The organism is Vibrio nomapromontoriensis (genome assembly GCF_050337205.1).
Taxonomy (GTDB): Bacteria; Pseudomonadota; Gammaproteobacteria; order Enterobacterales; family Vibrionaceae; genus Vibrio; species Vibrio nomapromontoriensis.
Window position 1 is genome coordinate 605117 of the sequence record NZ_JAKJSS010000007.1, and the last position, 24936, is coordinate 630052.

General features: G+C 44.9%; 23 protein-coding genes. 5 read left to right on the forward strand and 18 right to left on the reverse strand.

The window, feature by feature from the left end; all coding sequences use genetic code 11:
- Window positions 1–169 precede the first annotated feature (169 nt).
- Window positions 170–1039 carry a protease HtpX gene (gene htpX, locus L4D05_RS06845; protein ID WP_265673409.1) on the reverse strand — a complete coding sequence of 290 codons (870 nt, stop codon included), beginning with the start codon at window positions 1037–1039 and terminating at the stop codon, window positions 170–172.
- 401 nt (window positions 1040–1440) lie between these two features.
- On the opposite strand from htpX, the gene L4D05_RS06850 reads away from it, so the two are divergent.
- Window positions 1441–1608: a hypothetical protein gene (locus L4D05_RS06850; protein ID WP_265673408.1), complete on the forward strand. Its 168-nt coding sequence runs from the start codon at window positions 1441–1443 to the stop codon at window positions 1606–1608.
- Between the two features lie 81 nt (window positions 1609–1689).
- Here the strand turns inward: L4D05_RS06850 and bioD are convergent, their stop codons facing one another.
- The 4 genes from bioD to bioB are packed head-to-tail and all read right to left on the reverse strand — an operon-like array spanning window position 1690 to window position 5357.
- Entirely contained in the window at window positions 1690–2370 is a 681-nt protein-coding gene (bioD, locus tag L4D05_RS06855) for a dethiobiotin synthase (RefSeq protein WP_265673407.1), read from the reverse strand.
- Window positions 2367–3167 (reverse strand): malonyl-ACP O-methyltransferase BioC, encoded by an 801-nt coding sequence (gene bioC, locus L4D05_RS06860; RefSeq protein ID WP_428793421.1) that lies wholly within the window; start codon window positions 3165–3167, stop codon window positions 2367–2369. Before bioC ends, bioD begins: the two co-directional genes overlap by 4 nt.
- A complete protein-coding gene (locus L4D05_RS06865; RefSeq protein WP_428793422.1) occupies window positions 3152–4321 on the reverse strand; it encodes an 8-amino-7-oxononanoate synthase in 1170 nt (389 codons plus the stop codon). The genes bioC and L4D05_RS06865 overlap by 16 nt, the downstream gene beginning before the upstream one ends.
- Window positions 4305–5357, reverse strand: a complete 1053-nt coding sequence (bioB, locus tag L4D05_RS06870; RefSeq protein WP_265673404.1) for a biotin synthase BioB — start codon at window positions 5355–5357, stop codon at window positions 4305–4307. The genes L4D05_RS06865 and bioB overlap by 17 nt, the downstream gene beginning before the upstream one ends.
- Window positions 5358–5476: 119 nt before the next feature.
- Between bioB and bioA the strand changes: the two genes are divergently transcribed.
- Window positions 5477–6754, forward strand: a complete 1278-nt coding sequence (bioA, locus tag L4D05_RS06875; RefSeq protein WP_428793561.1) for an adenosylmethionine--8-amino-7-oxononanoate transaminase — start codon at window positions 5477–5479, stop codon at window positions 6752–6754.
- Between the two features lie 161 nt (window positions 6755–6915).
- On the opposite strand, the gene L4D05_RS06880 is transcribed toward bioA, so the two are convergent.
- The 6 genes from L4D05_RS06880 to lrp all read right to left on the reverse strand — a co-directional run bounded on the left by L4D05_RS06880 (window position 6916) and on the right by lrp (window position 14674).
- Window positions 6916–7182: a DksA/TraR family C4-type zinc finger protein gene (locus L4D05_RS06880; protein WP_428793423.1), complete on the reverse strand. Its 267-nt coding sequence runs from the start codon at window positions 7180–7182 to the stop codon at window positions 6916–6918.
- A gap of 247 nt (window positions 7183–7429) precedes the next feature.
- Window positions 7430–8737 (reverse strand): serine--tRNA ligase, encoded by a 1308-nt coding sequence (gene serS, locus L4D05_RS06885; RefSeq protein ID WP_428793424.1) that lies wholly within the window; start codon window positions 8735–8737, stop codon window positions 7430–7432.
- A 102-nt stretch (window positions 8738–8839) separates the two neighbouring features.
- Complete coding sequence (locus L4D05_RS06890; protein ID WP_428793425.1) at window positions 8840–10189, reverse strand: replication-associated recombination protein A; 1350 nt, start codon at window positions 10187–10189, stop codon at window positions 8840–8842.
- A gap of 8 nt (window positions 10190–10197) precedes the next feature.
- The gene (lolA, locus tag L4D05_RS06895; protein WP_428793426.1) at window positions 10198–10809 is read right to left on the reverse strand and encodes an outer membrane lipoprotein periplasmic chaperone LolA; all 612 of its coding nucleotides are present in this window, start codon (window positions 10807–10809) and stop codon (window positions 10198–10200) included.
- An 18-nt stretch (window positions 10810–10827) separates the two neighbouring features.
- Window positions 10828–14028, reverse strand: a complete 3201-nt coding sequence (locus L4D05_RS06900) for a DNA translocase FtsK 4TM domain-containing protein (protein ID WP_428793427.1) — start codon at window positions 14026–14028, stop codon at window positions 10828–10830.
- A 151-nt stretch (window positions 14029–14179) separates the two neighbouring features.
- Window positions 14180–14674 (reverse strand): leucine-responsive transcriptional regulator Lrp, encoded by a 495-nt coding sequence (gene lrp, locus L4D05_RS06905; RefSeq protein ID WP_265673398.1) that lies wholly within the window; start codon window positions 14672–14674, stop codon window positions 14180–14182.
- Window positions 14675–14830: 156 nt separating this feature from the next.
- On the opposite strand from lrp, the gene ald reads away from it, so the two are divergent.
- Window positions 14831–15955 carry an alanine dehydrogenase gene (gene ald / locus L4D05_RS06910; RefSeq protein ID WP_265673397.1) on the forward strand — a complete coding sequence of 375 codons (1125 nt, stop codon included), beginning with the start codon at window positions 14831–14833 and terminating at the stop codon, window positions 15953–15955.
- Between the two features lie 75 nt (window positions 15956–16030).
- Here the strand turns inward: ald and L4D05_RS06915 are convergent, their stop codons facing one another.
- Together L4D05_RS06915 and cysB are read right to left on the reverse strand one after the other, a co-directional pair.
- Complete coding sequence (locus L4D05_RS06915; RefSeq protein WP_428793428.1) at window positions 16031–17230, reverse strand: methyltransferase; 1200 nt, start codon at window positions 17228–17230, stop codon at window positions 16031–16033.
- 100 nt (window positions 17231–17330) lie between these two features.
- Entirely contained in the window at window positions 17331–18305 is a 975-nt protein-coding gene (gene cysB / locus L4D05_RS06920) for an HTH-type transcriptional regulator CysB (protein ID WP_428751743.1), read from the reverse strand.
- Window positions 18306–18568: 263 nt separating this feature from the next.
- Between cysB and L4D05_RS06925 the strand changes: the two genes are divergently transcribed.
- Complete coding sequence (locus L4D05_RS06925; RefSeq protein WP_428793429.1) at window positions 18569–19333, forward strand: DNA repair protein; 765 nt, start codon at window positions 18569–18571, stop codon at window positions 19331–19333.
- A gap of 90 nt (window positions 19334–19423) precedes the next feature.
- Window positions 19424–20194, forward strand: coding sequence for a tRNA isopentenyl-2-thiomethyl-A-37 hydroxylase MiaE (gene miaE, locus L4D05_RS06930; RefSeq protein ID WP_428793430.1), 771 nt, complete (start codon window positions 19424–19426; stop codon window positions 20192–20194).
- A 103-nt stretch (window positions 20195–20297) separates the two neighbouring features.
- Here miaE and pyrF read toward each other — a convergent pair whose 3' ends face one another.
- From pyrF to rpsA, 5 genes are all read right to left on the reverse strand, one after another.
- The gene (gene pyrF / locus L4D05_RS06935) at window positions 20298–20993 is read right to left on the reverse strand and encodes an orotidine-5'-phosphate decarboxylase (RefSeq protein ID WP_428793431.1); all 696 of its coding nucleotides are present in this window, start codon (window positions 20991–20993) and stop codon (window positions 20298–20300) included.
- Between the two features lie 78 nt (window positions 20994–21071).
- Complete coding sequence (gene lapB, locus L4D05_RS06940) at window positions 21072–22241, reverse strand: lipopolysaccharide assembly protein LapB (protein WP_428793432.1); 1170 nt, start codon at window positions 22239–22241, stop codon at window positions 21072–21074.
- A 25-nt stretch (window positions 22242–22266) separates the two neighbouring features.
- Complete coding sequence (locus L4D05_RS06945) at window positions 22267–22554, reverse strand: LapA family protein (RefSeq protein WP_428751738.1); 288 nt, start codon at window positions 22552–22554, stop codon at window positions 22267–22269.
- A gap of 222 nt (window positions 22555–22776) precedes the next feature.
- Window positions 22777–23061, reverse strand: a complete 285-nt coding sequence (ihfB, locus tag L4D05_RS06950; RefSeq protein ID WP_250616675.1) for an integration host factor subunit beta — start codon at window positions 23059–23061, stop codon at window positions 22777–22779.
- Window positions 23062–23223: 162 nt separating this feature from the next.
- Window positions 23224–24894, reverse strand: a complete 1671-nt coding sequence (rpsA, locus tag L4D05_RS06955; RefSeq protein WP_265673389.1) for a 30S ribosomal protein S1 — start codon at window positions 24892–24894, stop codon at window positions 23224–23226.
- Window positions 24895–24936 lie beyond the last annotated feature (42 nt).

The window sequence follows — 24936 nt, forward strand, 5'->3', positions numbered from 1 at the left end:
TTATACAAGATTTCATTTTTTAACTTTTTGTATAACTAATACGCAGTGCCTTTTAAAAAGATCAAAAAAAAAGCCTGGCGAATTCGCCAAGCTTTTTAATGAGTTAATGGTTATTACTACACTCGTGATTTATACCAGTGCCGTTTTGCTACCGTTATTTTCCGAGCTATCAGTAATTTTGCTGACGCAATGCATCAATACGTTTGTCTAGAGGCGGATGGCTCATTAGTAGTTCCGTCATAGAGCGTTTACCATTGATACCAAATGCCATCATTGAGCCTTCTAGCTGCGACTCTTGGCTCATTTTTAAACGCTCTAGTGCTGCAATCATCTTGTGCTTGCCAACTAGTTTTGCAGCGCCTGCATCGGCGTAGAATTCACGATGACGGCTGTACCACATTGTAATAAAGCTCGCGAGGAAACCAAACACGAGTTCTAGTACCATAGAAACACCAAAGTAAACCATCATGTTACTTCCGCCCTCTTCGTCATTGTTATTTGATGACACAATATTGGCGATAAAACGTGATAGGAAAATAACAAACGTATTCACAACACCTTGCATAAGGGTCATCGTGACCATGTCACCGTTGGCGATGTGGCTCACTTCATGTGCCAACACCGCTTCAGCTTCATCTCGCGTCATGTTATGAAGTAATCCTGAAGAAACGGCCACCAATGAATCATCACGTTTTGCGCCAGTGGCAAATGCATTGATATCAGCAGAATCATAAATCGCCACTGTAGGCATTCCAATACCAGCGGCTTGTGCTTGACGACTTACTGTTTCCAACAACCAATGTTCGGTTTCATTACGTGGGGTTTCTATGGCTACTCCACCCACCGATCGTAAAGCCATCCCTTTTGACATCATTAACGATATAAAAGAGCCACCAAATCCAAAAACAGCGGCCATCACCAACAAACCAGAAAGGCTACCAGGTTGCATCCCAGTCACTGCATACACGATATTAAGCACAACGCTTAAGACCAAAACAACAGCCAAGTTAGTTGCTAAAAAGAGTAAGACTCGCTTCATTCATATTTCTCCAGATTAAGAAGCTTTATTATGATCAAAGAATGGTTTCTCTGATTCTTTTATAGTGTCCTCAAAAACTCATCACTTCAAAGAATTTTTGGGATCGGGGTAACATTTTTCGACTTCACTATATACATAGTGTCTTAGATTTAAAAATCAAGGTTAAGCATTAAATTGAAACAAACCGTTAATTTCTTGATCAGGAACAACACCATAAGCCATTGAAATGATTATACCAACCCCAAATAGCACTAGATATGCAATTTGTCACTTACAATATTCCCTACAAAAGGTCTTAGAACAAGACTGACATCGTTAGACTTTGGTCGTATTGAGTCTTGCTCCCCATACCGATAAAGTCGCCTGAGACTTATTAGTTCCATGCCGAAAAGGAAAACCTCATGGTAGAAAATAACAACTTTCAGATGGCGATTGACTTACTTTGTTGTCACTTAGGTATTAGTGAGGATGAAGCAAGAGAGCAGTTGGGTATTAGCGAAGCAAGTGAACTAGATACTCATATTTTAGAGACTCAATCTGCATTTGTCGGGCTTGCTAGCGAGAAATAAAAGCTTGGTTCTACGGTAAATCACGTGACGAATACAAGTAGCGAATAAAAAAATGCCGCTCTAGTTGAGCGGCATTTTTTATTAAACATCTAGGACATCAAGGTTAATGTACTTACCAATATTTCTTTGTTTACACCCTGGAACGTACGGAATCTCACCAAGTTTTGGTGCCCCCATTTTGTGCTCTAGCATCTTTATGATATCTGCATAGTGTTCGACACCCGGATTGATGCGGTTTGCGACCCAGCCGACTAACTCAAGACCGTCGGCTTTTATTGCTTCAGCCGTCAGCATCGCATGGCTCAAGCAGCCCAACTTAATTCCAACAACAAGTACAACAGGTAAGGCTTCTTGCTTAACCCATGTCGACAAACAATCGTCTTCAGAAACCGGAACGCGCCAACCACCCGCGCCTTCTACCAATACGAAATCACTATTTTCTTTGTGTTGCTTTAAGACCGAAGAAAGCTTCTCATAATCAACGCTTACACCATCGGCTAACGCCGCGATATGTGGTGATGCAGGTAAAGACATCGCATATGGATTAACCAAATCATAATCAACGTTAACGGTTGCCGCTTGCTGTAGATGCAAAGCATCTGAATTGCGCCAACCATTTTCTGTCTGCTCACACCCTGCCGCAACTGGCTTATAGCCTATCGTTGCATGCCCTTGGTCTCCTACAGCACTTAATATCGCTTTCGATACCACTGTTTTACCAACTTCAGTATCCGTACCTGCAATAAATAATGCTTTCATCATAATGTCACTAACCCCAAACAAACTTGATAACTCGCTGGTAATAAACCCACTGGATTTGAGAGCTTGTTGTATTCCATTTCTAGCTTCTGCAATGTTTTCTTGCCAGTAAAGCTACGGGAGCGCCCCTTTACATGGGTAGCACCGATCCCTTTCAAGTCCTTCATCAAATCAAGTGCGGTTTGATACCACATAACTATTTCCGGGCAGTCTAGTTGATACTTCACACTACCAGATTGCGCCAACGCAATTTTTATCTGATTTGTCGAGATAAATCGATTCACATGCTGATATTCGTCAACTTTGCTCCAAGCGGTACTCAATTCTTTAAGCGAACCCGTAACTAACGTTGAAAAGGCGTACTGCCCACTTGGCTTGGTCACTCGTTTGATTTCCGCTAGCGGCAGCGCCAAATCATCACACCACTGTAATGCCAGACTCGACACGACGTAATCAAAACTGCCACTTGAAAATGACAGCGCCTCTGCATCTTCGACGTGATACGTGACTTTTTCATTTCCGCACCGTTGTCGTGCTTTATGTAACATCTCGCTAGACAGATCGGCACATACAACGCTTGCCCCTCGCTGAAGTAGCACTTTGGCGCAATAACCTGTGCCGCACCCTAAATCGAGTACTGTTGTTCCATTTAAATCATCTGGCAGCAATGCCAATAACTTGTCAGCGACTTGCCGTTGAAACTGAGCATGCTCATCATAGCGTGCAGCCGCGCGGCTAAAGGCGGTAGAGATGGCCAATTTGTCATTGGTTTCTTCTTGGATAACTAACGCTTCTGACATGGTAATTCCTTTGCCGACTCTTCCAGACCAATCACTAACGCTCTAATGTCTGCTGGCGTATGTGTGGCTGATAATGTAATTCGTAAGCGCGCACTGCCTTTTGCAACCGTTGGCGGTCGTATCGCAGTCGTCCATATATGATTAGATTTCAATGCGGAGCAAAGTGATATCGTATTCATTTCATCCCCCACAACCCATGGCTTTATCGGTGTCTGCGTATCCACATATGCAGGAAGATGAGCCACTCCTTCGCGAAACAGCGCCCCCAATTCACACACTTTTTCTCGACGCCATGGTTGTGTTTGAATCATAGTAAGCGCCGCTAATAACGCCGACGCATGCGCTGCGGAAAAGGCCGTAGAATAAATATAGTGGCGAGCAAACTGTGTCAGGTACTCAGACATGGCTTTAGAACACAAAACCGCTGCGCCATTAAGCCCAAATGCCTTACCAAACGTCACCACCAATATGTCTGGCTTGCGTTGACACTGTGACAATGCACCAAGCCCATCATCACCGAGCACACCGATGCCATGTGCGTCATCGACCATCGTCATCACATTGGCAGCCTGGCATCGCTGTATGAATTCATCTACGGGTGCGATATCTCCATCCATACTAAATACACTCTCAGTAACCGCTAATGTTGGAGTGCATGGCACGAATAACGATGCTAAATGATTAAGATCGCCATGACGATAGCGCTTCATCGTTGCCGGGCTCAACATACCTGCCTCCATTAATGAGGCATGATTGAGACGATCTTGCAGCAGAAGATCCCCCTTCTCTAGCAATGAAAACAACACCGCTTGATTAGCGGAAAAGCCAGATGAAAAAAATATCGCACTGTCATAGCCAAGCCATTCAGTCAACGCACTTTCGAGATCAGCGTGAGAATTTGAATACCCCGTCACTAGAGGTGATGCCCCACTACCCGCGCCATATTTGGCTATCGCTTGCTGGTATGCGAGCGCCAGCTCTTCACTGGCAGCTAATCCTAAATAATCGTTAGACGAGAAATTGATGAAGCGCTCACCGTTCAAAGCAAACTGGCGATGATTGCCATCACCAATTGCTTGAGTGCGTCTAAATAAGCCTTGCTGCTGCCGTAAAGAGATCGCCTGCTCTATGCGGCTATCAAACGCCTGCTTCATAGAAAAGGTCATCTTTTTCAGGACGAGAAGCAACACGCATCGCAACTTGGTCTAGTAAATCACTTTCTTGAACTTCATCAGGTTTTTGCGAGGTTTCTTCGCGATTGATACCCAACTTGTTAAACAATTGCAGATCGGTGTCTTCGTCTGGGTTTGGTGTCGTCAATAACTTGCAGCCATAGAAAACTGAGTTAGCACCAGCCATGAAACAAAGCGCCTGCATCTGCTCATTCATGTTTTCACGTCCAGCAGATAAACGAACAGCGGATTGCGGCATCATGATTCGAGCAATAGCGATAAGGCGGATAAAATCAAACGGTTCTACATCATCAACCGCTTCCATTGGCGTCCCTTTAACCTTCACCAACATATTAATCGGTACACTTTCTGGATGAACTGGAAGGTTAGCCAGCTCCATGAGCAAACCGGCTCGGTCGCTGGCACTTTCACCCATACCAATGATGCCACCAGAACAAATTTTCATCCCTGCATCACGTACATGGCTAAGCGTATCCAAACGGTCTTGATAAGTTCGCGTGGTAATGATTTTGCCGTAGAATTCTGGCGAGGTGTCTAGATTATGGTTGTAGTAGTCAAGACCAGCATCGGCAAGATGACTCGCTTGCTCTGGAGTTAGCATGCCCAACGTCATGCACGTCTCTAACCCCATATCCTTTACGCCTTTAATCATTTCTTTGAGCAAAGGCATGTCACGCTCTTTCGGATTTTTCCATGCCGCTCCCATACAAAAACGAGTCGAGCCTGCCGTTTTTGCTTTTTGCGCCGCTTCTAATACTCGGTCAACTTCCATTAGTCGCTCGGCTTCAACATCTGTACGGTAGCGCGCACTCTGCGGGCAGTATTTACAATCTTCTGGGCAAGCACCGGTTTTAATGGACAGCAATGTACTCACTTGTACATGATTCGTTTGCTGATGCTGCCTATGCAATGTTTGCGCTTCAAAAAGTAGATCCATGAAGGGTTTGTCCATCAGGGCCGAGACTTCCGCTAGCGTCCAGTTGTGTCTTACTTCCACAGAAAATTCCTTGCTCACATTATTATTAGTCTTGGCTAGTGTACCCACAGCCGTTACACTGTCAACACCGACCACGCCACGGCGTTTACATCTGATTAAATAACACACAGAGAGTTATGATGGATCTCGACTTTGATCGCCAACATATTTGGCACCCTTACACTTCAACGCTTAATCCTTTAACCTGTTACCCAGTCACCTCCGCCAATGGGGTGAATATTGAGCTTGAGGATGGACGCCAGCTCGTTGATGGCATGTCATCTTGGTGGTCGACAATACATGGCTATAACCACCCACTACTTAACGATGCGCTAAAACGCCAAACAGACAAAATGGCGCACGTTATGTTTGGTGGGATCACTCATGAGCCTGCAATTAACGCCTGTAAAAAGCTCGTCGCGCTATCACCAAGTAATCTTGAACACGTTTTTCTCGCCGACTCTGGGTCAGTCGCTGTAGAAGTCAGTTTGAAAATGGCATTGCAATATTGGCACGCAAAAGGTGAAAGTCGCCCCAAGTTTCTCACCTTATGCCATGGCTATCATGGTGATACCTTCGCAGCTATGTCTGTCACTGACCCCAATAATTCTATGCACAGTTTGTATAAAGGCTTTTTACCAGAGCACATCTTTGCCAATTCGCCTAACATTGGTTTTGGACAAGAGTGGGACGACGCTGACATCAAAGACTTCGCAGACAAACTTGCTAGCCACCACCGTCAAATCGCCGCTGTCATCCTCGAACCTATTGTTCAAGGTGCAGGAGGTATGCGCATCTATCACCCAACATTTCTTAAAAGAGTGCGCCAACTATGCGATGAATATGGGGTATTGCTCATCCTTGATGAAATTGCCACAGGCTTTGGACGTACGGGTAAGCTTTTTGCGTGTGAGCATGCCGATGTGCAGCCAGATATTATGTGTGTCGGTAAAGCTCTCACGGGGGGCTACATGACATTATCGGCAACCCTAACATCGAAGCATGTGGCAGATACGGTGTGCGGAGGTGAGGCTGCGTGCTTCATGCACGGGCCGACCTTTATGGGAAACCCTCTCGCTTGCGCCGTCGCCGAGGCGAGTTTGTCGCTTATTGAGACCGGAGAATGGCAACAGCAAGTCTCATTAATCGAGTCTTTGTTTGCCGAGCTTCTACCACCGCTTTTGCAGTGTGACCGAGTCAGCGATGTACGCTGGTTAGGGGCGATAGGGGTAGTTGAGGTAACCACTGCCGTTAATATGGAGGTGATTCAACAGCATTTTGTTGATAGTGGTGTTTGGATTCGACCATTTGGTCGCTTGATTTACATGATGCCACCTTACATTAGCCAACCTGAACACATTGCTAAACTGGTTCAATCGATTAAAGCAGCGTTACACAATGATCAGTGCTTTGCTTAACAGCCAAATAAGTGAGCTCTATATTCGTTAGCGATTTAAGTCACTCACTAAAATCGCTAACGTGGTCATGTACCATCTGCTTCTCTAGACTATTTTAGATACCGTCATTTAGGTGCTATCGTTTAGATACCGTAAGTCTAGGTAGCGCAGTTTAAGCGCAACTATCTTAGCTGGCTGTCCTTACTCGCTCGGCGATTAAATAACGACGAGCGCTGATAAGCATGCTCCTGCGACGATTGACAATGAAGACACAAGCGAACACCTTTTATAGCGTTACGCCTCGCCTCCGGGATATCCTCTCCACATTCGTCACAAAATTGCGCACTCTCTCCTGTGATAAGATTACGTCTTACTCGGCTAATTTCGTCATCAATATTATGCTGAATTTGTTGACTAACACTGTCGTCACCTGCCCATCCAACTGCCATACGCCCTCCTCGAAGATTGATTGAGAAAATCGTGTTTATCGCAGTACTACACTGCGATGACGTTGCACATTATATCGACAGCAACGGTTTTAATAAGATAGCAAAAAGCCAAAACACTATTACCGCCGTGTAATAGTCAACAGCAACCGTAACCCGCACACACCGGAGAGGCAATTCAACATCTCTAAATATTACGCCCATAAAAAAGCCCAGCGAGTGCTGGGCTTTATCATTCTATCAATTGGTATTAACCAATGTGAGTCACACCGCGCATATACGGTTGTAGCACTGTTGGGATAGCAATACGACCATCTGCTTCTTGGTTATTCTCAAGAATAGCTACCATAGTACGGCCAACAGCCAAACCTGAACCATTTAGTGTGTGAACAAGCTCTGGCTTCTTCTCACCTTTACGGCGGAAACGAGCTTGCATGCGACGTGATTGGAAATCCCACATGTTTGAACAAGATGAAATTTCACGGTACGTTTCTTGTGCAGGAACCCAGACTTCGAGATCGTAAGTCTTACGAGCACCAAAGCCCATATCACCCGTACACAGAACCACTTTACGGTAAGGCAGTTCAAGAAGCTGTAGCACTTTCTCTGCGTGACCGGTTAGCTCCTCAAGTGCGTCCATTGAATCTTCAGGCTTAGTAATTTGTACTAATTCCACTTTATCAAATTGGTGCATACGAATCAGACCACGAGTGTCACGACCGTAAGAACCCGCTTCAGAACGGAAACATGGCGTATGCGCAGTCATTTTAACAGGCAGGTCTGCTTCATCCGTAATGGTATCGCGAACCATGTTGGTCACTGGTACTTCTGCCGTTGGGATTAGAGACAGCTTACGCGGCTCTTCATCACTCACTTTTTCAACAAGCGGCTCAGTATGGAAAAGGTCTTTACCGAATTTAGGTAACTGACCTGTGCCGTAAAGGCTATCTGCATTCACTAGGTAAGGGACATACATTTCTGTATAACCATGCTCATCAGTGTGAAGATCGAGCATGAATTGTGCAATTGCACGGTGAAGACGCGCAAATTGCCCCTTCATAACGATAAAACGGGCACCGGTAATTTTAGTCGCGCTTGCGAAATCAAGGCCACCTGCGATTTCACCTAGATCAACGTGATCTTTCACTTCAAAGTCATATGACTTTGGTTGACCCCAACGAGAAACTTCTACGTTTTCGCTTTCGTCTTTGCCATCTGGCACATCATCTGCCGGGATGTTTGGCACTGACAACGTAATATCGTCAAGCTCGGTCATTAACGCCGCTAGCTCAACTTTTTTCGCTTCAAGATCGCTACCTAAAGTACCAATCTGCTTTTTGATTTCTTCAGCGCCTTCTTTATCGCCAGCCGCCATTTTCTGACCGATTTGCTTGGAGATGGAATTGCGCGTGGATTGTAAATTTTCTACTTCGACTTGAATCGACTTGCGTTGCTCTTCAAGTTTACGAATAGTTTCTACGTCAAGCGTAAAGCCACGACGCGCCAATTTTGCAGCTGTTTCATCCAGCTCTGTACGAAGTAATTTAGAATCCAGCATTGCCAATCCTATGCATTAGGTTATGAATACGTTTATAAGCGATTAATTTGTAACCGCTGATAAATCTTGATAATTGAACCGGATAACGATAACGAAAAGCCACTACTTTTCATAGCGCTTTTGTGGGCTTTTTGCGTCTAAATCGGCCAGATAATCTAACTTTTCACCAATTTTGGTTTCAAGACCGCGATTTGTGGGCTGATAGTAGCGTGTGCCGCTCATTTCAGGAGGTAAATATCGTTCGCCAGCCGCGTAAGCGCCAGGTTCGTCATGAGCATAACGGTACCCTTCACCGTACCCCATATCTTTCATAAGAGAGGTAGGTGCATTGCGTAAATGATGGGGCACTTCATACTCTGGTAATTGGTGCGCGTCAGTTAACGCTTGCTTCCAAGCAGTATATACGGCATTACTTTTAGGCGCGCAGGCAAGATAAACGATGGCTTGTGCTATCGCTCGTTCACCTTCTGCTGGACCAATGCGAGTAAAACAATCCCAAGCCGACATCGCGACTTGCATCGCTCTAGGGTCTGCATTGCCGATATCTTCCGACGCTATCGCTAATAAACGTCTAGCGATGTATAACGGATCGCAACCAGCAGCAATCATACGTGCCGACCAGTACAACGCAGCATCTGGGTTTGAGCCGCGAATCGATTTGTGAACGGCGGAAATAAGGTCGTACCAAATGTCGCCCTTATTATCAAAGCGATTTACTTTTTCTCCGGCGACTTCCGCAAGCAAAGGCAATGTGATCAGTTTTTCACCTTGCGCATTGTCCTCCGCCATATCATAGAGCAGCTCTAGATAATTCAGAGACATACGCGCATCACCATTAACGAGCTCTGCCAGTCTATCTAAAACATTGTCCTGAAACTCCACCGACACCTGACCTAACCCACGCGCTTCATCTTGAATCGCTTGCTCAAGTACCAGCAGAATATCCGCCTTATCAAGCGAGGTCAGCTTATAGACCCGTGCTCGAGACAATAATGCGTTATTAAGTTCAAACGATGGGTTCTCTGTCGTCGCCCCAATAAAGGTCACCGTTCCATCTTCAATGTGTGGCAAAAAGGCGTCTTGCTGGCTTTTATTAAAGCGATGCACCTCATCCACAAATAAGATGGTTCGCTTACCTGCCAGTTTATTTTCTCGTGCTCTTTCAATCGCGGCGCGAATATCTTTAACACCCGAGGTTACCGCTGATACGCGCTCGACCTCTGCGTCAGCATAATTTGCCGCCACTTCAGCAAGCGTCGTTTTCCCGGTACCCGGCGGTCCCCATAAGATCATAGAGTGAAGCTGGCCCGCCTCTAAAGCACGACGAAGTGGCTTACCAACACCAAGAATATGTTGCTGCCCGATGTACTGCTCTACTGTTTCTGGACGCATTCTCGCAGCCAGGGGACGAAAATCTTCGTCCCCTGAAAAGTCAAAACTAAAATTACTCACGTAATCCCCTAGTTTCTTTGATCATCAATTTCTACACCTTCGGGAACCACAAAAGTGAATCTATCCGATGATGGTTTGCCAACCTTGACCGTTTCAAACACAAACTGACCTTGCTGACCGTCTTGTTCTATGACATTAAACCCATGCACAATCCCTTTAGGATCAATATTGATTTGGAATTGTCCCTGGGTTGAGTCAACCGCCGTCGGCGTTAGAGTGAACATATCTCCACGCTGTTCAACACTATAGTTGTCCCAATCACTTGCACGGTTACGAGTCAGTAATACAAACGGGGTTTGTTCCGTCGCTTGCTCTTGATTATAAATACTCACCTGCTCAATAAACGGGCTGTAATACCAAAGATTAATTCCATCTGATACCAATACATTCTCATCAGGTAACGTGGTCACCCAACGAAACATACTCGGGCGGGCGATTTCAACATTCCCTTCGCCTTCCATCACCACATCCCCATCAGGGCTGGTCACGGTTTGCTTAAAATTCGCACTGAATCCATCATTAAGCTGCAAACGTTCACTCAGTTCTTGCTGAGGAGATGCAAACGCCGTAAAGCTAAAGGCGGAAGCGGTGACGAGCGCAAGCGAAAGCCATTTATTCATGTTAATTCCTTACTGCCATTATTCTTTAATTGGGGGTGGAGCCAATACTTCGCGGTTACCATTATGGCCCGGTGCACTGACTATCCCTTGAGCTTCAAGTTGTTCAACAATGCGAGCCGCTCTGTTGTAACCAATTTTAAAACGCCTTTGAACACCAGAGACTGAACCTCGACGTGAATGCACGACGTGCTCCACTACTTGGTCAAACAACGGGTCCATTTCCTCATCGCCTTCCATTTTTTCTCCCGGCAATAAGGTTTCTGGGCTTTGATCACCATTGGTAATCTCTTCAATATAGTTAGGTTTGCCCCTCGCCTTCCAGTTATTCACCACAGCATGAACATCATCATCGGACGCAAATGCGCCATGTACACGAGTCGTATGACTCGACCCAGGCGGTAGGTACAACATGTCACCCATACCTAACAGTGACTCTGCGCCGCCTTGGTCTAGGATAGTTCTTGAATCTGTTTTGGTTGAAACCGTAAAGGCAACACGTGTCGGAATGTTGGCTTTAATCAAACCAGTAATAACATCGACAGATGGTCGCTGCGTTGCCAAAATCAAGTGAATACCTGCTGCTCGGGCTTTTTGAGCCAAACGGGCAATCAGTTCTTCAACCTTCTTACCAACAACCATGATCAAGTCAGCGAATTCATCCACGACCACCACGATGTAAGGTAGGTTTTCAAGCAATGGCGGCTCTGGATCCATACTATCGCCATCTTTCCATAGTGGGTCATGAATAGGGTGACCCGCTTCCGCCGCCATTTTCAGTTTGTCGTTAAAGCCCTTAATGTTTCGAACACCCAGTGCCGACATCAGCTTATAGCGACGCTCCATTTCCCCAACACACCAGCGCAGTGCATTAGAGGCGTCTTTCATATCAGTAACCACTTCCGACAACAAATGCGGGATACCTTCATAAATCGAAAGCTCCAACATTTTCGGGTCAATCATGATAAAGCGCACTTCTTCTGGCGTCGCTTTATATAGCATACTTAGAATCATCACGTTAACGCCAACCGATTTACCTGAACCGGTTGTACCTGCCACTAATACGTGAGGCATTTTAGACAAATCGGCGACCACGGCTTCACCCGCGATATCTTGGCCTAATACCACCGTAGTTGGCGACTTAGACTCAGTAAACGCAGGGCTACCGATGACATCCGAAAAATAAACCGTCTGACGCGTCATATTAGGTAGCTCTAAGCCTACATAAGGCTTACCGGGAATAACTTCCACTACACGCACTGCCATTGCAGATAATGAACGCGCTAAATCCATAGACAAACCAGAAATACGGCTGACCTTCACACCCGGTGCGAGATCGAGCTCAAAACGAGTAATCACTGGCCCAGGGAAAATGTCGACGACTTCAGCCTTAATCTTGTAATCAGCCAACTTGGACTCAACCAAACGAGCGATATTTTCCAGTGCTTCTCTATCAATAAAGTTTTCACGCTTTTCAGGATGGTAAAGCAGCTCAAGCGTCGGCATTGGTTCCGCAGGCTTAGGTAAATTGGCATCCTGCTGCACCAAAAATGGGTTCACCTTCGCCACAGCCGTTTTTTGCGCTTCTGCGACCAAAGACTGGAACGCTTGAGAATCCGCGTCTACATATGCGTCCTCTTGAGGTTGAGCAGCAGGCTGTACATTCGGCTCTTCAACCCACACTGCTTCTGGCTCAACATGTTGGTCAATCGACTCAATTTTGTCAGGTTCAAGCGAAGAGGTACTTTCCTGTGACCAAGACTCAACATCTGTATTAAGGAGCGCAGAGTCAGAAAGATCCGCCGATGCTGTTGGCTCCCCTGTCACGTCAACGCTCTCTGAGCTCCAAGGTAAATTATCGCCATCTTGCGCGGCCAACGGTGCGCTAGCAATCGCTGTCGTCACTGCGGCGGTTGCTAGATGTGAGGTGTTGACATCACGATGCTCAACGTCACTGGTTATCGTTGGCTCTACATAGTTGGAGTCTATCTGTTTAGAATCAATCTGCTGAATATCTGTGTGTGTGGTATCCGCGTGTGTAGATTGATCAGCAAAGTCGTCATAGGTTCTTGCCGCTATTTCAAGGTCTTCTATCGTCGCACCCAGTAAATGACTGCGGTCCTCTTCAGGGGCAACCGTCGGCCTTGATGACATAGCAGGAGCTGGCTCATCCATCGATGGCGGCACCACTCTTGTTTCATGCTGCGATAACTCAGGCGCACTTTCGCCGATAACGGGTTCCGTTCTCGCTTCCACAATAACGTCGTTAGACGGTATCTCAGCGCTGTTTGGTGTTGGTATCGCGTCAGAAATAGAAGAGTACTCATTAGCTTCTACGGTATCAGTCGCAGGCGCAGAGGTGGCAAACAACGGATCATGGGCATCTGTGTCGTCTAGACGCGACTCTAAATCCGCGGTATCTGGCATATGAATATTATAATGACGTCGTTTAGTCGACGATAGCGCTTGCTCATCAGACAACACTGCTTCATCTTTCGCCGAAAAATGTGGCATCACGTCATCTTCTTCAACCCGCTCTGGTTGAGATAATACTGGCTCATACACTTGCTCTTTACTGCCACGGGCTTTGTTCGTTAACGCCGCGATGAAGGTCAGTACGCTATTGCCAATCCACTCCACAATGCTTAACCATGAAATTCCAGTCAATAGCGTAAATCCGGCTCCCCACAAAAATAGTAAGACAATGGTTGTACCCAACACATTTAGAGTTGGCAACGACAAGCTGGTCAGCACATCGCCAATCACACCACCAGACGAAAAATACCAAATATCATCAAAGTTAATATCTGCTAAACCGCAGCTCGTCAATATGATGATGGTCAAGCCGAGCGTGCGTGTTCCCCAAATCATAAAATCAATTTCATCGTCTTTATCGCGAGTACGGAAAAACACCCAAGCGCTAAAAGCAACAACAAAAGGAACGGGGTAAGCCAAAGAGCCAAAAACGAAAAATAGCGTATCAGCAAGCCATGCACCGACGAGGCCGCCTGCATTTTGAATGTCGCCACCCCATGAGGTTTGAGACCAAGAAGGGTCTGCTGGGCTGAAAGTAAATAATGCGACCGCCAATAAAATCGACGTCAAGACTGCCAGTATAAAGCAGCATTCTCTTAATCGTTGAAAACCGTTGAGACGTGAAGCTTCCTGCTCTTCACTGGTCTTAATGATCGTTTCGACTCTTTTTTTGTCCTGTTTGAACATATCCAACATCTAACTTAGTAGAAACAGCCCGAGCGGCAAAAGCCGCTCGGAGTATTTATTGATTTAACCACATCGGGGATTAAAACCCAATCTAGGAGATGAATAAAGCATGGATTTTCATGGCATTAGTCAACTCCTTGTTAGAATAGATTTATCGCGTCTTAATCACCAGTTGGTTCGTTTGCTTCACTTCTTCCATTACAACGTAAGTTCGCGTGTCATTCACACCCGGTAAACGCAATAATGTATCGCCAAGCAACTTACGATACGCACCCATATCCGACACCCTTGTTTTCAAAAGATAGTCGAAATCTCCAGAAACGAGGTGACATTCTTGGATGTCATCCAATCGTTGCACTGCTGCGTTGAATTGCTCAAACACATCTGGGGCACCACGATTTAACGTAATTTCCACAAAGACCAATAGTGACGCATCTAAGTATTGTGGGTTAAGTAGAGCTGTATAGCCCGTAATATATCCCTGACGCTCAAGTCGACGAACACGTTCCAAACACGGTGTAGGCGATAGACCTACGCGCTTTGACAATTCGACATTTGAGATCCTACCGTCTTTCTGCAATTCATTAAGAATATTGCGATCAATACGGTCTAGTTCCTTGGACGGCTTCTTATAGTTGTCTGCCATTTTTTATTCCACCTTGTTACTTCCTTGCAAAAAAATATACTACAACTCTGTAATATTCAGTATCAAATTTTGTTAATTAGCTTCTATACTAGTCAGTAATTCGACAATAACACCCTACACACAGTTAATACAACCATATAATAATGAGGAGTCAGGATGATCATTGGCGTACCTAAAGAGATAAAAAACCATGAATACCGTGTTGGTATGATCCCAGCAAGCGTAAGAGAGCTTATCTCAAACGGCCATCAAGTTTTCGTTGAAACTAATGCTGGCACTGGTGTTGGTTTTTCAGACGATGATTACATCGCTGTAGGCGCATCCATTCTTCCTACCGCCGCCGACGTTTTTGCGCAAGCAGAGATGATTGTAAAGGTCAAAGAACCCCAAGCTGTCGAGCGTGCTATGTTACGTGAAGGACAAGTTTTATTTACTTATCTTCACCTAGCACCAGATTTTCCACAAACTGAAGAGCTAATTAAAAGCAAAGCTGTCTGCATTGCCTATGAGACTGTAACAGATAATATGGGTCGCTTGCCACTATTAGCACCAATGTCAGAAGTCGCTGGGCGAATGTCTATACAAGCTGGCGCTCAAACACTCGAAAAATCCAACGGCGGACGCGGCCTTCTACTTGGTGGTGTACCAGGTGTAGAACCTGCGAAAGTCGTGGTTATCGGTGGTGGCGTTGTTGGTTCAAACGCCGCTCGTATGGCTGTTGGCATGCGTGCAGACGTTACAATCTTAGATCGTAGTATTGATACATTACGCGCTTTGGACGAAGAATTCCAGGGTCGCGCTAAAGTGGTTTATTCTACAGAAGATGCATTAGAGAAGCATATCCTAGAAGCAGACCTAGTGATCGGTGCCGTTTTAATTCCTGGCGCAGCAGCACCAAAGCTGGTGACAAAAGCACATATTGCGAAAATGAAACCAGGCGCGGCAGTGGTTGATGTGGCCATCGACCAAGGTGGATGTTTTGAAACCTCTCATGCGACTACACACGCAGATCCAACTTACATCGTCGACGATGTCGTTCACTATTGTGTTGCCAACATGCCCGGTGCGGTTGCTCGTACTTCAACGTTTGCACTAAATAATGCAACATTGCCGTACATCATCAAACTTGCAAATAAGGGCTACCAGCAAGCGCTGACTGAAGACAAAGGATTCCTAGATGGACTCAATGTCATTCACGGTAAAGTCACTTGCAAAGAAGTGGCGGAAAGCTTCGACCTTGAATATGTTGAACCTATCGCAGCAATGGCGATGTTTAACTAGTAAGCATCATCGTTAGCTAACGACAGATTAACGAAGCATATTTATTTATCAAACGGGCGTGATCGCCCGTTTTTTTTATGTCCGAACAGCGTGTATTACCAAATTCCTTGGGGTAGTCGCGGGGTCACAAAATGTAAATATTTCAGTATCATAGCCCTGCTGTTGCAAATATAAGGCTTTATCTAACGCGAGCCAAAGCTCCAATGGTCGACGAAAAACACCTTGAATCAAGCTAAGTGCTTCCATTTCCCAATAACGTTTCATGCCGACACCCTCATAATGACAGTAATCTACAATAGGTAATGTCAGCTGTTTTTTCTTCGCCGCCCAAAGACAAAACGCTTCAAATCCATCGGCTAATTGGGATTTTTTTATACTTGGGATCGATATGTACGCCTGACTCAACCCCATTTCACTGCACAAAGCATCAAAACCTAGTCTAAACGTCATCTCTTGCTCACGATGACGTTTAACTCGCTCTCCGCCAGTCACTGTTTCTTGCAATGGTATCCGAAGCTCTTGCTTAGTCAGTGTTAACTTCGCTTCATGCCCTTCGTTAGACATTGGTTGATAGTGAGTGTCATGAATAAGGTGATAGCAACACGGTGATAATGTCACGGCAGGCAGTTTGCCTCTGACTGCGTGCTTAATTAGGGTCACATGTAGATCACCACAAGCGTGTAAAGCAACCGCATGTTGGTGATGAGAAAACACATGTTCTGCTTCATCACTAAACGCATCCCCTTGGACAAATGTCATCGGCAACGACAATTTATCTGCGTCATTCTGCCCCGATTTACATAATGCAGCCTGAAATTCAAAACTCGTGACAAGCTGTTGTGATTGTGAAGAAAGTAATCGCCCAAGGTAACCTTTACCTGCGCACCATTCTAGCCATTGAGTGCCGTGATGATCAGAAATACAAACGTCACTAAGCGAAGAGATTTGTTGCAGCTTTCTTCCTGGAATACCACTATCTAAACCACGTGGGAATTTCGCAGCGCTCTCGTTAAAGGGACGATGAGGGACAGTGATGGTGCTTAACAACTCGGCGTCAGGTAACCATTCACTGAGTTTCGAAGCAAAAAGCGGCGGATTTTTTTTGTAGGTAGAAATCGCGTCTCGGCTAAGGGCTTGTAGCCAAGTCAAGAGCTCAGGGTTCGCGCTTTTCCATGGAATTTGACCGCTAATTACCTGCGTAAACGGGTCTTGACGCCAGTAGCTTTGATATTGCTTAAGCAGTCGGGTGATCAGTTGAAATTGTTGACGGTTCACGATGATAAACTTCCCCTACTTTTCTGGTGCGATTGTAGGGGGAAGCAAGGCACAACGGAAGCGTTTTGTGCCCATGATATTGTTAAAACGATGAAAGAAGTTACCTCACCGGTAAGTCGATATCCTTAAACATTGCTTCAATTTCGACATTTGATTTCAGCGAAATGGCTTGCTCAACAACAGGTCGTGTCAAGTGAGGGGCGAAACGCTCCATGAAATCATACATATAAGTACGTAAAAATGTCCCGCGACGGAATCCAATACTCGTCGTACTGGCTTCAAATATATGGCTCGCATCTATTGCGACTAAATCGTTATCCTGACTGTTGTCCATCGCCATGCTCGCGATTACACCCACACCAATACCCATTCTAACGTAAGTTTTAATCACGTCTGCATCGGTTGCCGTGAAGACTACTTTAGGTGTTAGCCCAACTTTATTAAACGCGGTATCGAGTTCAGAACGTCCAGTAAAGCCAAACACATAGGTTACCAGTGAATACGCAGCAAGATCTTCGATCGTCACCCTTGCTTTTTGAGCTAATGGGTGGTCCTTGCGAACGACAATAGAACGGTTCCAATGATAACAAGGCAACATAACGGCATCTTGATACAAATGAAGTGCTTCGGTGGCAATGGCAAAATTGGCGGTGCCTTTTGCTATCGCTTCCGACATCTGTGATGGTGTGCCTTGGTGCATGTGCAGGGAGACTTTAGGGTAGCGAGCCGTGAAGCCTTTAATCACCTCAGGGAGCGCATAACGAGCTTGTGTATGCGTTGTTGAAATGTTCAACGTGCCCATTTCCGGATGAGTATGTTCACCAGCTACCGCTTTGATGCTTTCCACTCTCGACAGTATTTCTTGTGAAATACGTATAATGTCTTCGCCTGCAGGCGTGACTTGGGTAAGATGCTTACCACTTCGCTCAAAGATTTGAATGCCGAGTTCGTCTTCTAATAAACGAACTTGCTTACTAATACCGGGTTGGGAGGTATATAAGCTTTCTGCAGTCGCGGAAACATTTAAATTATGATTCAATACTTCAACGATGTATCTTAACTGCTGTAACTTCATTGCGCCCTCGTCATCCTTGTCCGTTTCTGCTGTCCATCCAATAAATGCTAACAGCAAAGCATATAATTAATAGTTATAACGAATTCCTAGAAAGATTAACAGTTTTTTGCGGATCTATTACTCATATTTCTCGTTACGTACAAATAATCAGCTATTTTCCCAGTTTATGACCTAAACGACGACTTAGCAGTGTTGATGACTTTCGCTTTGGTGTATTCTGAATCTTCTTGTTGTAGGGAAACTCACTGTAGATACAAAAAGTTATGAATATTGGTTTGATCATTGCGCTGGTCGCACTCCTGCTTGTCCTCGTTCTCGGGTACAACATTATGTTGCAATACAAATTGAAAGCGGAAGCGACACGCCGACAAGAGTCCGCACGCTACGTTGCGCTTATTGATGCTACTGAAGAGCTAATTAGTGGAGCCAGCTACCTTCCCTATAGTAAAGAACTCATGATTTGCCTACATAATCGAATCTTGGATGCATTAAAGAACATGCATGATCTCGATCCAAAAAACAAACACCTCACACAACGTGTCGAATCGGCTCAAACACAAATCCAGCAGTTAAATGAAAACTACGAAGGCAACGAAGCCACCTCATTTAAAGTGCCAACCAGTGACAAGCAAGCGATTGTCATGCTTAAACTGGTTAAGCGCCTGCGTGATACGATTCGTACCGAACACAATAAAGGTCGCATTGAAACTCAAGCCTACATGGTAGAGAACGGCCGTTTGGAAACCATTCAAATACGAATCAATATAGAGAATGTCGTAAAAAGAGCCCATGAGTCCATCGCTAAAGGGCAACCAGGCACAGCAATGCAACTGCTCAAGAAAGGTATTGACGCATTAAGCTCAAAAAATGACAACTACTCGATTCAAGCCAAAGAAAAGCTCACTGAGATTCTTGAACAGCTGCAAAACTCACGACAAGCAAAAGCCGATGAACAGCAACAACAGCAAGCCAGTCGTGAGCGAGATAACGACATGGATGAACTATTTGGTGAAAAGAAAAAATGGTAGTATTGAGCGCCTGCTTTTGCTGAAGCTACACGAATCAAAAAAGGGTCGCAGATGCGACCTTTTTCAATTGCTCAAAGAAAATAATATAACATGACTAGTCAGACTCAAATGGAACAAATTTTAGCGCCTATTAACCAGTTTCTACATTGCCCAACGCCCGATGCATGGGTAACAGAAGCAAAGAAGCCCGAAAACCTTCCTGTTATTTTGATTGATCACCTCTTGTGCGAACTAAAAGCTGGCCAATCAGCCATGTATCTACTTCGTAAGTATGCGGTTGATGCTAAGAGCAGCGAAGTTTTGCAAGAATGGTTCAAGCCTTACGAACAGTTTGCTTATCGAAAACAAGGTAATTCTGATTCGTTGCGAGGTAAAAGCAATATCTCCAAAGCCATTATGGCAAAGTCAGCCTCACCTTACAGCCAAGATTTAATCGACAAAATGATGCTCTTGATTAAAGAAGAGTTACATCATTTTTATCAGGTATTAGAGATCCTTGAAGGAAGGAGCATCCCCTATCACCCTATTCCTGCTGGTCGATATGCCAAAGGCTTGTTGTCGAAAGCGACGACTCACGAACCCAATACGCTAATTGATAAGCTCATTATTGGCGCGTACATCGAAGCCCGTTCTTGTGAGCGCTTTGCAAAACTTGCCCCATACATGGACGATGATATTGCTAAATTTTATGTCTCTCTACTACGCTCTGAAGCACGCCATTACCAGGATTATTTAAAACTTGCTGAACAGGTTTCTGGGGGCGACATTACAGAAAGAGTCGAGTTTTTTGGCAAGATTGAAGCCGATCTGATTGCATCACCAGATAGTGATTTTAAATTCCACAGTGGTGTGCCGTTATAAGAGTAATTGGCGCTCCCCACTTCTGTACAAAGTTCGAATTAAAAAACTAAAACGCCAGACCATAAGGTCTGGCGTTTTCAATGTCGACTACCGTTTTTCGATGTTAACGAAGTGAAGCATTAATATCTGCAAGTACCTGCGCAGGATCGGCGGCTTGAGTGATAGGGCGGCCAATAACAAGATAATCAGAACCAGATTGAATCGCCATATCCGGTGTCATAATACGTTTTTGGTCACCTACTGCAGCGCCTGCAGGGCGAATACCAGGAGTCACTAGCTTAAACTCTTGACCCAACTCTATTTTTAGCATGCTCGACTCTTGCGCTGAACATACAACACCGTCAAGTCCCGCGCGTTTTGTTAGGTTAGCTAAGCGCAACACTTGCTCTTGAGGTGCGACGTCAATACCGATCCCTGCAAGATCAGACTGTTCCATACTGGTTAATACCGTCACACCAATAAGAAGTGGACGATCCTTGCCATAAGGTTCTAAGATCTCGCGAGATGCCGCCATCATACGCTCACCACCACCAGCATGAACGTTCACCATCCAGACACCCATCTCTGCAGCGGCTCTTACTGCTTTTGAGCACGTATTTGGGATATCATGAAATTTAAGGTCAAGAAATACCGAAAAACCACGTTTATGAAGCTCGCGAACAAAACTAGGACCAAATAGTGTAAACATTTCCTTGCCAACTTTTAGTCGACAAGAAGTTGGGTCAATTCTATCAACAAAAGCTAATGCGTCGGCTTGATTGTCATAATCCAGTGCCACTATCACTTTTTGGTCAATCATTTTTGCTCCTTACTAATACTGAGTGCTAACTCAAAAAAAGCAGCACATAAGTGCTGCCATAAAAACCTTAATGTTGGACTATTCGCCGTCCAACCCTCTAATCGGCTTGATCGTACCCCATCCTTTACAAGATGGGCAATGCCAATACAATGAATGCGTCGAAAAACCACACTTTCTACAACGATAGTGCGGCTTCAACTTTAACTGCTCACCCACCAAAGATTGCAGCGTTGTTAAACTCTCTTTTGCGCGTCCTTCTTCAGCATTTGCTAGATGATAGTCCATCAAGCGATAGAAACCTTTCATTGTCGGGCTTTTCACTAGCTGACGAGTCAATAGCGCTTGAGCTGAAGCGGTTCCTTCATGATGAGCAACAAGCTGCGCTAGCATCAACTCAGCGGACACGCCTGCCCCCTTTTGAATGCTAGAGCGCAAAAATTCAACAAGATCTTGCTCTTGACCTAGGTGATGGTAGCATTCCGCTAGCGTCGGCAGTACCTCACTAACAAAGTCTTTGTCTTGTTCAAGGACGGATTCTAAACACTGAATCGTCTTTGTATACTCTTCATTTTCTAGATACAGGCGCCCTAGTGCAATATTGGCTCGAGCACACTTAGCATCAACGGTGAGCGCTTTACGAAAATACTGAATTGCCTTAGGTGTATTACTACCCGCCTGCTCGACTATTGCGAGTTCACACCAAAAATGAGCAATATTGTTCTTAACTCGCTTCTTACCTAGCTTTTGTAATGCTGAAGCGTACTCAATCGCCTTATGCCACTCTTGAGTTTGCTCATAGATAGAGACCAACTGAGTTAAGGCCGCTTCTCTATGCTCTGGTTCATCAACAAGCTGAACAAATATTTTTTCAGCACGGTCAAGGAAACCCGAAACCATATAGTCTTTGGCAAGTTGTTGTAAGGCTATGTTTTTTTGCTCAATGGTAAGGCCCGAGCGCGAGATAAGGTTTTGGTGAATTCGGATCGCGCGGTCAACTTCGCCCCTTGAACGGAACAAATTGCCCAACGCTAAATGGGTATCTATTGTTTCATCATCAACTTGAAGTAACTCAATAAAGTGGTCAACCGCTTTATCGGACTGATCTGAGAGCAATAGGTTAAGACCCGTCATATACTGACGAGATATCTGATGAGATTGCTCTTGTCTGTCATGTTTTACACTCCGCTGCCCCATATACCAACCATAGGCTGCAGCAATCGGTAAAAGCAGAAATAGTAGCTCAAGCATGTACTAAATAGACCCTAATATTCAATCAGTTGCTAGGGCTAGTCGTTGCCACGTCTTTTGACTGAGGCGGAGCTTGCTTAGCCAATTTCTTTCTCAATTTTCGAACCGTCAATTGAGACTTAAGATGCAAGCTTCCAAAAATAATCCAAGAAATCACAAACCCAGTAACAAAGACGACGCCAAGTAACGTAGATAAATGAAATTCACCTTGGGCTAATAGGTAATTAAACGTCACGATGGCCTGATTCTGCGAACCAAGTGCTAGAGTGACTAAGAAAAGTACAATTAGTAAAATTATTTTTATAATCTTCATGTGTTTTCACCACAGTCATTGGATAGCTAAGATTATGCAGCAAATAGTAATCACACACCATGCTTACTCGCCATAATCTTACGAATCATTGCTAAATTCGCGCCTTATGTCGAGAGATCCCAATATTTGGACCTTAACAAAATCTCATTACTTCTATTTATATTCAGAAATACAAAAACGGCACACTATCTGTATGCCGTTCAACTGATTTAAAGAGAGTGCTTATAGACTTTCGTTTACGCGTTCACGCAACTCTTTACCTGGCTTGAAATGAGGTACGTACTTGCCCTCTAGTTCAACCTTATCGCCCGTCTTAGGGTTGCGCCCTACACGTGGTTCGCGGTAATGAAGTGAAAAGCTACCAAATCCACGGATTTCAATACGGTCACCGCTTTCCAGCGTATTAGCCATATGTTCTAAGATGTCTTTTACCGCATCTTCAATTTCTTTTGCGGATAAGTGAGTTTGCTCAGCGCAGAGTCTTTCAATCAATTCAGACTTAGTCATAGGTGGTTACCCTCATTACTCTCATGTTCAGTTGAAACGGTCTTTACCATTGTATAACAACAGTTCACTAACTGCCTGTATAAACAGATAATAGTCTATAATTCGCAAAGTTAAAAACAAAAAAAAGGAGCCTTGCGGCTCCTTTTTTCTTAGCTGAGTAAATTACTCGCCTTTAGCAGCTTTAAATGCGTCTGCCATAGCACTACCGAACCCGCCGTCTTCTTGCTTGTTCAGTGAAGCCATTGCTTCTTGCTCATCAGCTTCATCTTTAGCTTTGATAGATAGGTTGATTACGCGGTTCTTACGGTCTACACCTGTGAACTTCGCTTCAACGCTGTCACCAACGCTTAGGATTAGAGATGCGTCTTCGATACGGTCACGTGAAACTTCAGATGCGCGGATGTAACCTTCTACGCCTTCTTCTAGTTCAATAGTAGCGCCTTTAGCGTCTACTGCTGTAACTGTACCGTTAACTAGCGTGCCTTTCTTGTTATCAGCAACGTAAGCATTGAATGGGTCATTTTCCATTTGCTTAACGCCTAGAGAGATACGCTCGCGCTCTGCATCTACAGCTAGAACTACAGCTGAGATTTCGTCACCTTTCTTGTATTCACGAACAGCGTCTTCGCCAGTTGCGTTCCAAGAAATATCAGATAGGTGTACTAGACCGTCGATGCCGCCTTCTAGACCGATGAAGATACCAAAGTCAGTGATAGACTTGATCTTACCAGTAACTTTGTCGCCCTTAGCTTGCATTTCTGCAAATGATTGCCATGGGTTAGCTTTACACTGTTTCAGACCTAGAGAGATACGACGACGTTCTTCGTCGATATCAAGAACCATAACCTCAACTTCGTCGCCAACATTAACAACTTTAGAAGGGTGGATGTTCTTGTTAGTCCAATCCATTTCAGAAACGTGTACAAGACCTTCAACGCCTTCTTCGATTTCAACGAAGCAGCCGTAGTCAGTAAGGTTAGTAACGCGACCAGTTAGCTTGTGACCTTCTGGGTAACGCTTAGCGATTGCTACCCATGGATCTTCGCCTAGTTGCTTAAGACCTAGTGAAACGCGAGTGCGGTCACGATCGAACTTAAGAACTTTAACTAGGATTTCGTCACCAACGTTAACGATCTCAGATGGGTGCTTAACACGCTTCCACGCCATATCAGTGATGTGTAGAAGACCGTCAACACCGCCAAGGTCAACGAATGCACCGTAGTCAGTAAGGTTCTTAACGATACCTTTAACTTCAGTACCTTCTTGTAGAGTTTCAAGAAGTTCGTCACGCTCAACGCTGTTTTCAGATTCGATAACAGCACGACGAGAAACAACAACGTTGTTACGCTTCTGGTCTAGCTTGATAACTTTGAACTCTAGCTCTTTGTTTTCAAGGTGAGCAGTGTCACGGATTGGACGTACGTCAACAAGAGAACCAGGAAGGAAAGCACGGATACCGTTAAGTTCAACAGTGAAACCGCCTTTAACTTTACCGTTGATGATACCAACAACAGTTTCAGCTTCTTCGTAAGCTTTCTCAAGAACGATCCAAGCTTCATGACGCTTCGCTTTCTCACGAGAAAGTTGAGTTTCACCGAAACCATCTTCAACAGCGTCTAGAGCAACATCTACTTCAGCACCAACTTCAACTTCAAGTTCGCCAGCAGCGTTCTTGAATTGTTCAGCAGGGATAGCAGACTCAGACTTAAGGCCAGCATCAACAAGAACGAAACCGTTCTCGATAGCTACTACAGTACCTTTAACGATACTACCTTGTTGGAATTCAGTTTCATTCAGAAACTCTTCAAAGAGTTGAGCAAAAGATTCAGTCATTATTTAATCTTCAATTAGTAAACGTCCACGGGTATCCTACCG

What these genes read in the sequence shown, in the direction of transcription:
- htpX (WP_265673409.1), bottom strand. Translation starts at nt 1,039, where the DNA reads ATGAAGCGAGTCTTACTCTTTTTAGCAACTAACTTGGCTGTTGTTTTG.
- L4D05_RS06850 (WP_265673408.1), top strand. Translation starts at nt 1,441, where the DNA reads ATGGTAGAAAATAACAACTTTCAGATGGCGATTGACTTACTTTGTTGT.
- bioD (WP_265673407.1), bottom strand. Translation starts at nt 2,370, where the DNA reads ATGATGAAAGCATTATTTATTGCAGGTACGGATACTGAAGTTGGTAAA.
- bioC (WP_428793421.1), bottom strand. Translation starts at nt 3,167, where the DNA reads ATGTCAGAAGCGTTAGTTATCCAAGAAGAAACCAATGACAAATTGGCC.
- L4D05_RS06865 (WP_428793422.1), bottom strand. Translation starts at nt 4,321, where the DNA reads ATGAAGCAGGCGTTTGATAGCCGCATAGAGCAGGCGATCTCTTTACGG.
- bioA (WP_428793561.1), top strand. Translation starts at nt 5,477, where the DNA reads ATGGATCTCGACTTTGATCGCCAACATATTTGGCACCCTTACACTTCA.
- L4D05_RS06880 (WP_428793423.1), bottom strand. Translation starts at nt 7,182, where the DNA reads ATGGCAGTTGGATGGGCAGGTGACGACAGTGTTAGTCAACAAATTCAG.
- serS (WP_428793424.1), bottom strand. Translation starts at nt 8,737, where the DNA reads ATGCTGGATTCTAAATTACTTCGTACAGAGCTGGATGAAACAGCTGCA.
- lolA (WP_428793426.1), bottom strand. Translation starts at nt 10,809, where the DNA reads ATGAATAAATGGCTTTCGCTTGCGCTCGTCACCGCTTCCGCCTTTAGC.
- L4D05_RS06900 (WP_428793427.1), bottom strand. Translation starts at nt 14,028, where the DNA reads ATGTTCAAACAGGACAAAAAAAGAGTCGAAACGATCATTAAGACCAGT.
- lrp (WP_265673398.1), bottom strand. Translation starts at nt 14,674, where the DNA reads ATGGCAGACAACTATAAGAAGCCGTCCAAGGAACTAGACCGTATTGAT.
- ald (WP_265673397.1), top strand. Translation starts at nt 14,831, where the DNA reads ATGATCATTGGCGTACCTAAAGAGATAAAAAACCATGAATACCGTGTT.
- cysB (WP_428751743.1), bottom strand. Translation starts at nt 18,305, where the DNA reads ATGAAGTTACAGCAGTTAAGATACATCGTTGAAGTATTGAATCATAAT.
- L4D05_RS06925 (WP_428793429.1), top strand. Translation starts at nt 18,569, where the DNA reads ATGAATATTGGTTTGATCATTGCGCTGGTCGCACTCCTGCTTGTCCTC.
- miaE (WP_428793430.1), top strand. Translation starts at nt 19,424, where the DNA reads ATGACTAGTCAGACTCAAATGGAACAAATTTTAGCGCCTATTAACCAG.
- pyrF (WP_428793431.1), bottom strand. Translation starts at nt 20,993, where the DNA reads ATGATTGACCAAAAAGTGATAGTGGCACTGGATTATGACAATCAAGCC.
- lapB (WP_428793432.1), bottom strand. Translation starts at nt 22,241, where the DNA reads ATGCTTGAGCTACTATTTCTGCTTTTACCGATTGCTGCAGCCTATGGT.
- L4D05_RS06945 (WP_428751738.1), bottom strand. Translation starts at nt 22,554, where the DNA reads ATGAAGATTATAAAAATAATTTTACTAATTGTACTTTTCTTAGTCACT.
- ihfB (WP_250616675.1), bottom strand. Translation starts at nt 23,061, where the DNA reads ATGACTAAGTCTGAATTGATTGAAAGACTCTGCGCTGAGCAAACTCAC.
- rpsA (WP_265673389.1), bottom strand. Translation starts at nt 24,894, where the DNA reads ATGACTGAATCTTTTGCTCAACTCTTTGAAGAGTTTCTGAATGAAACT.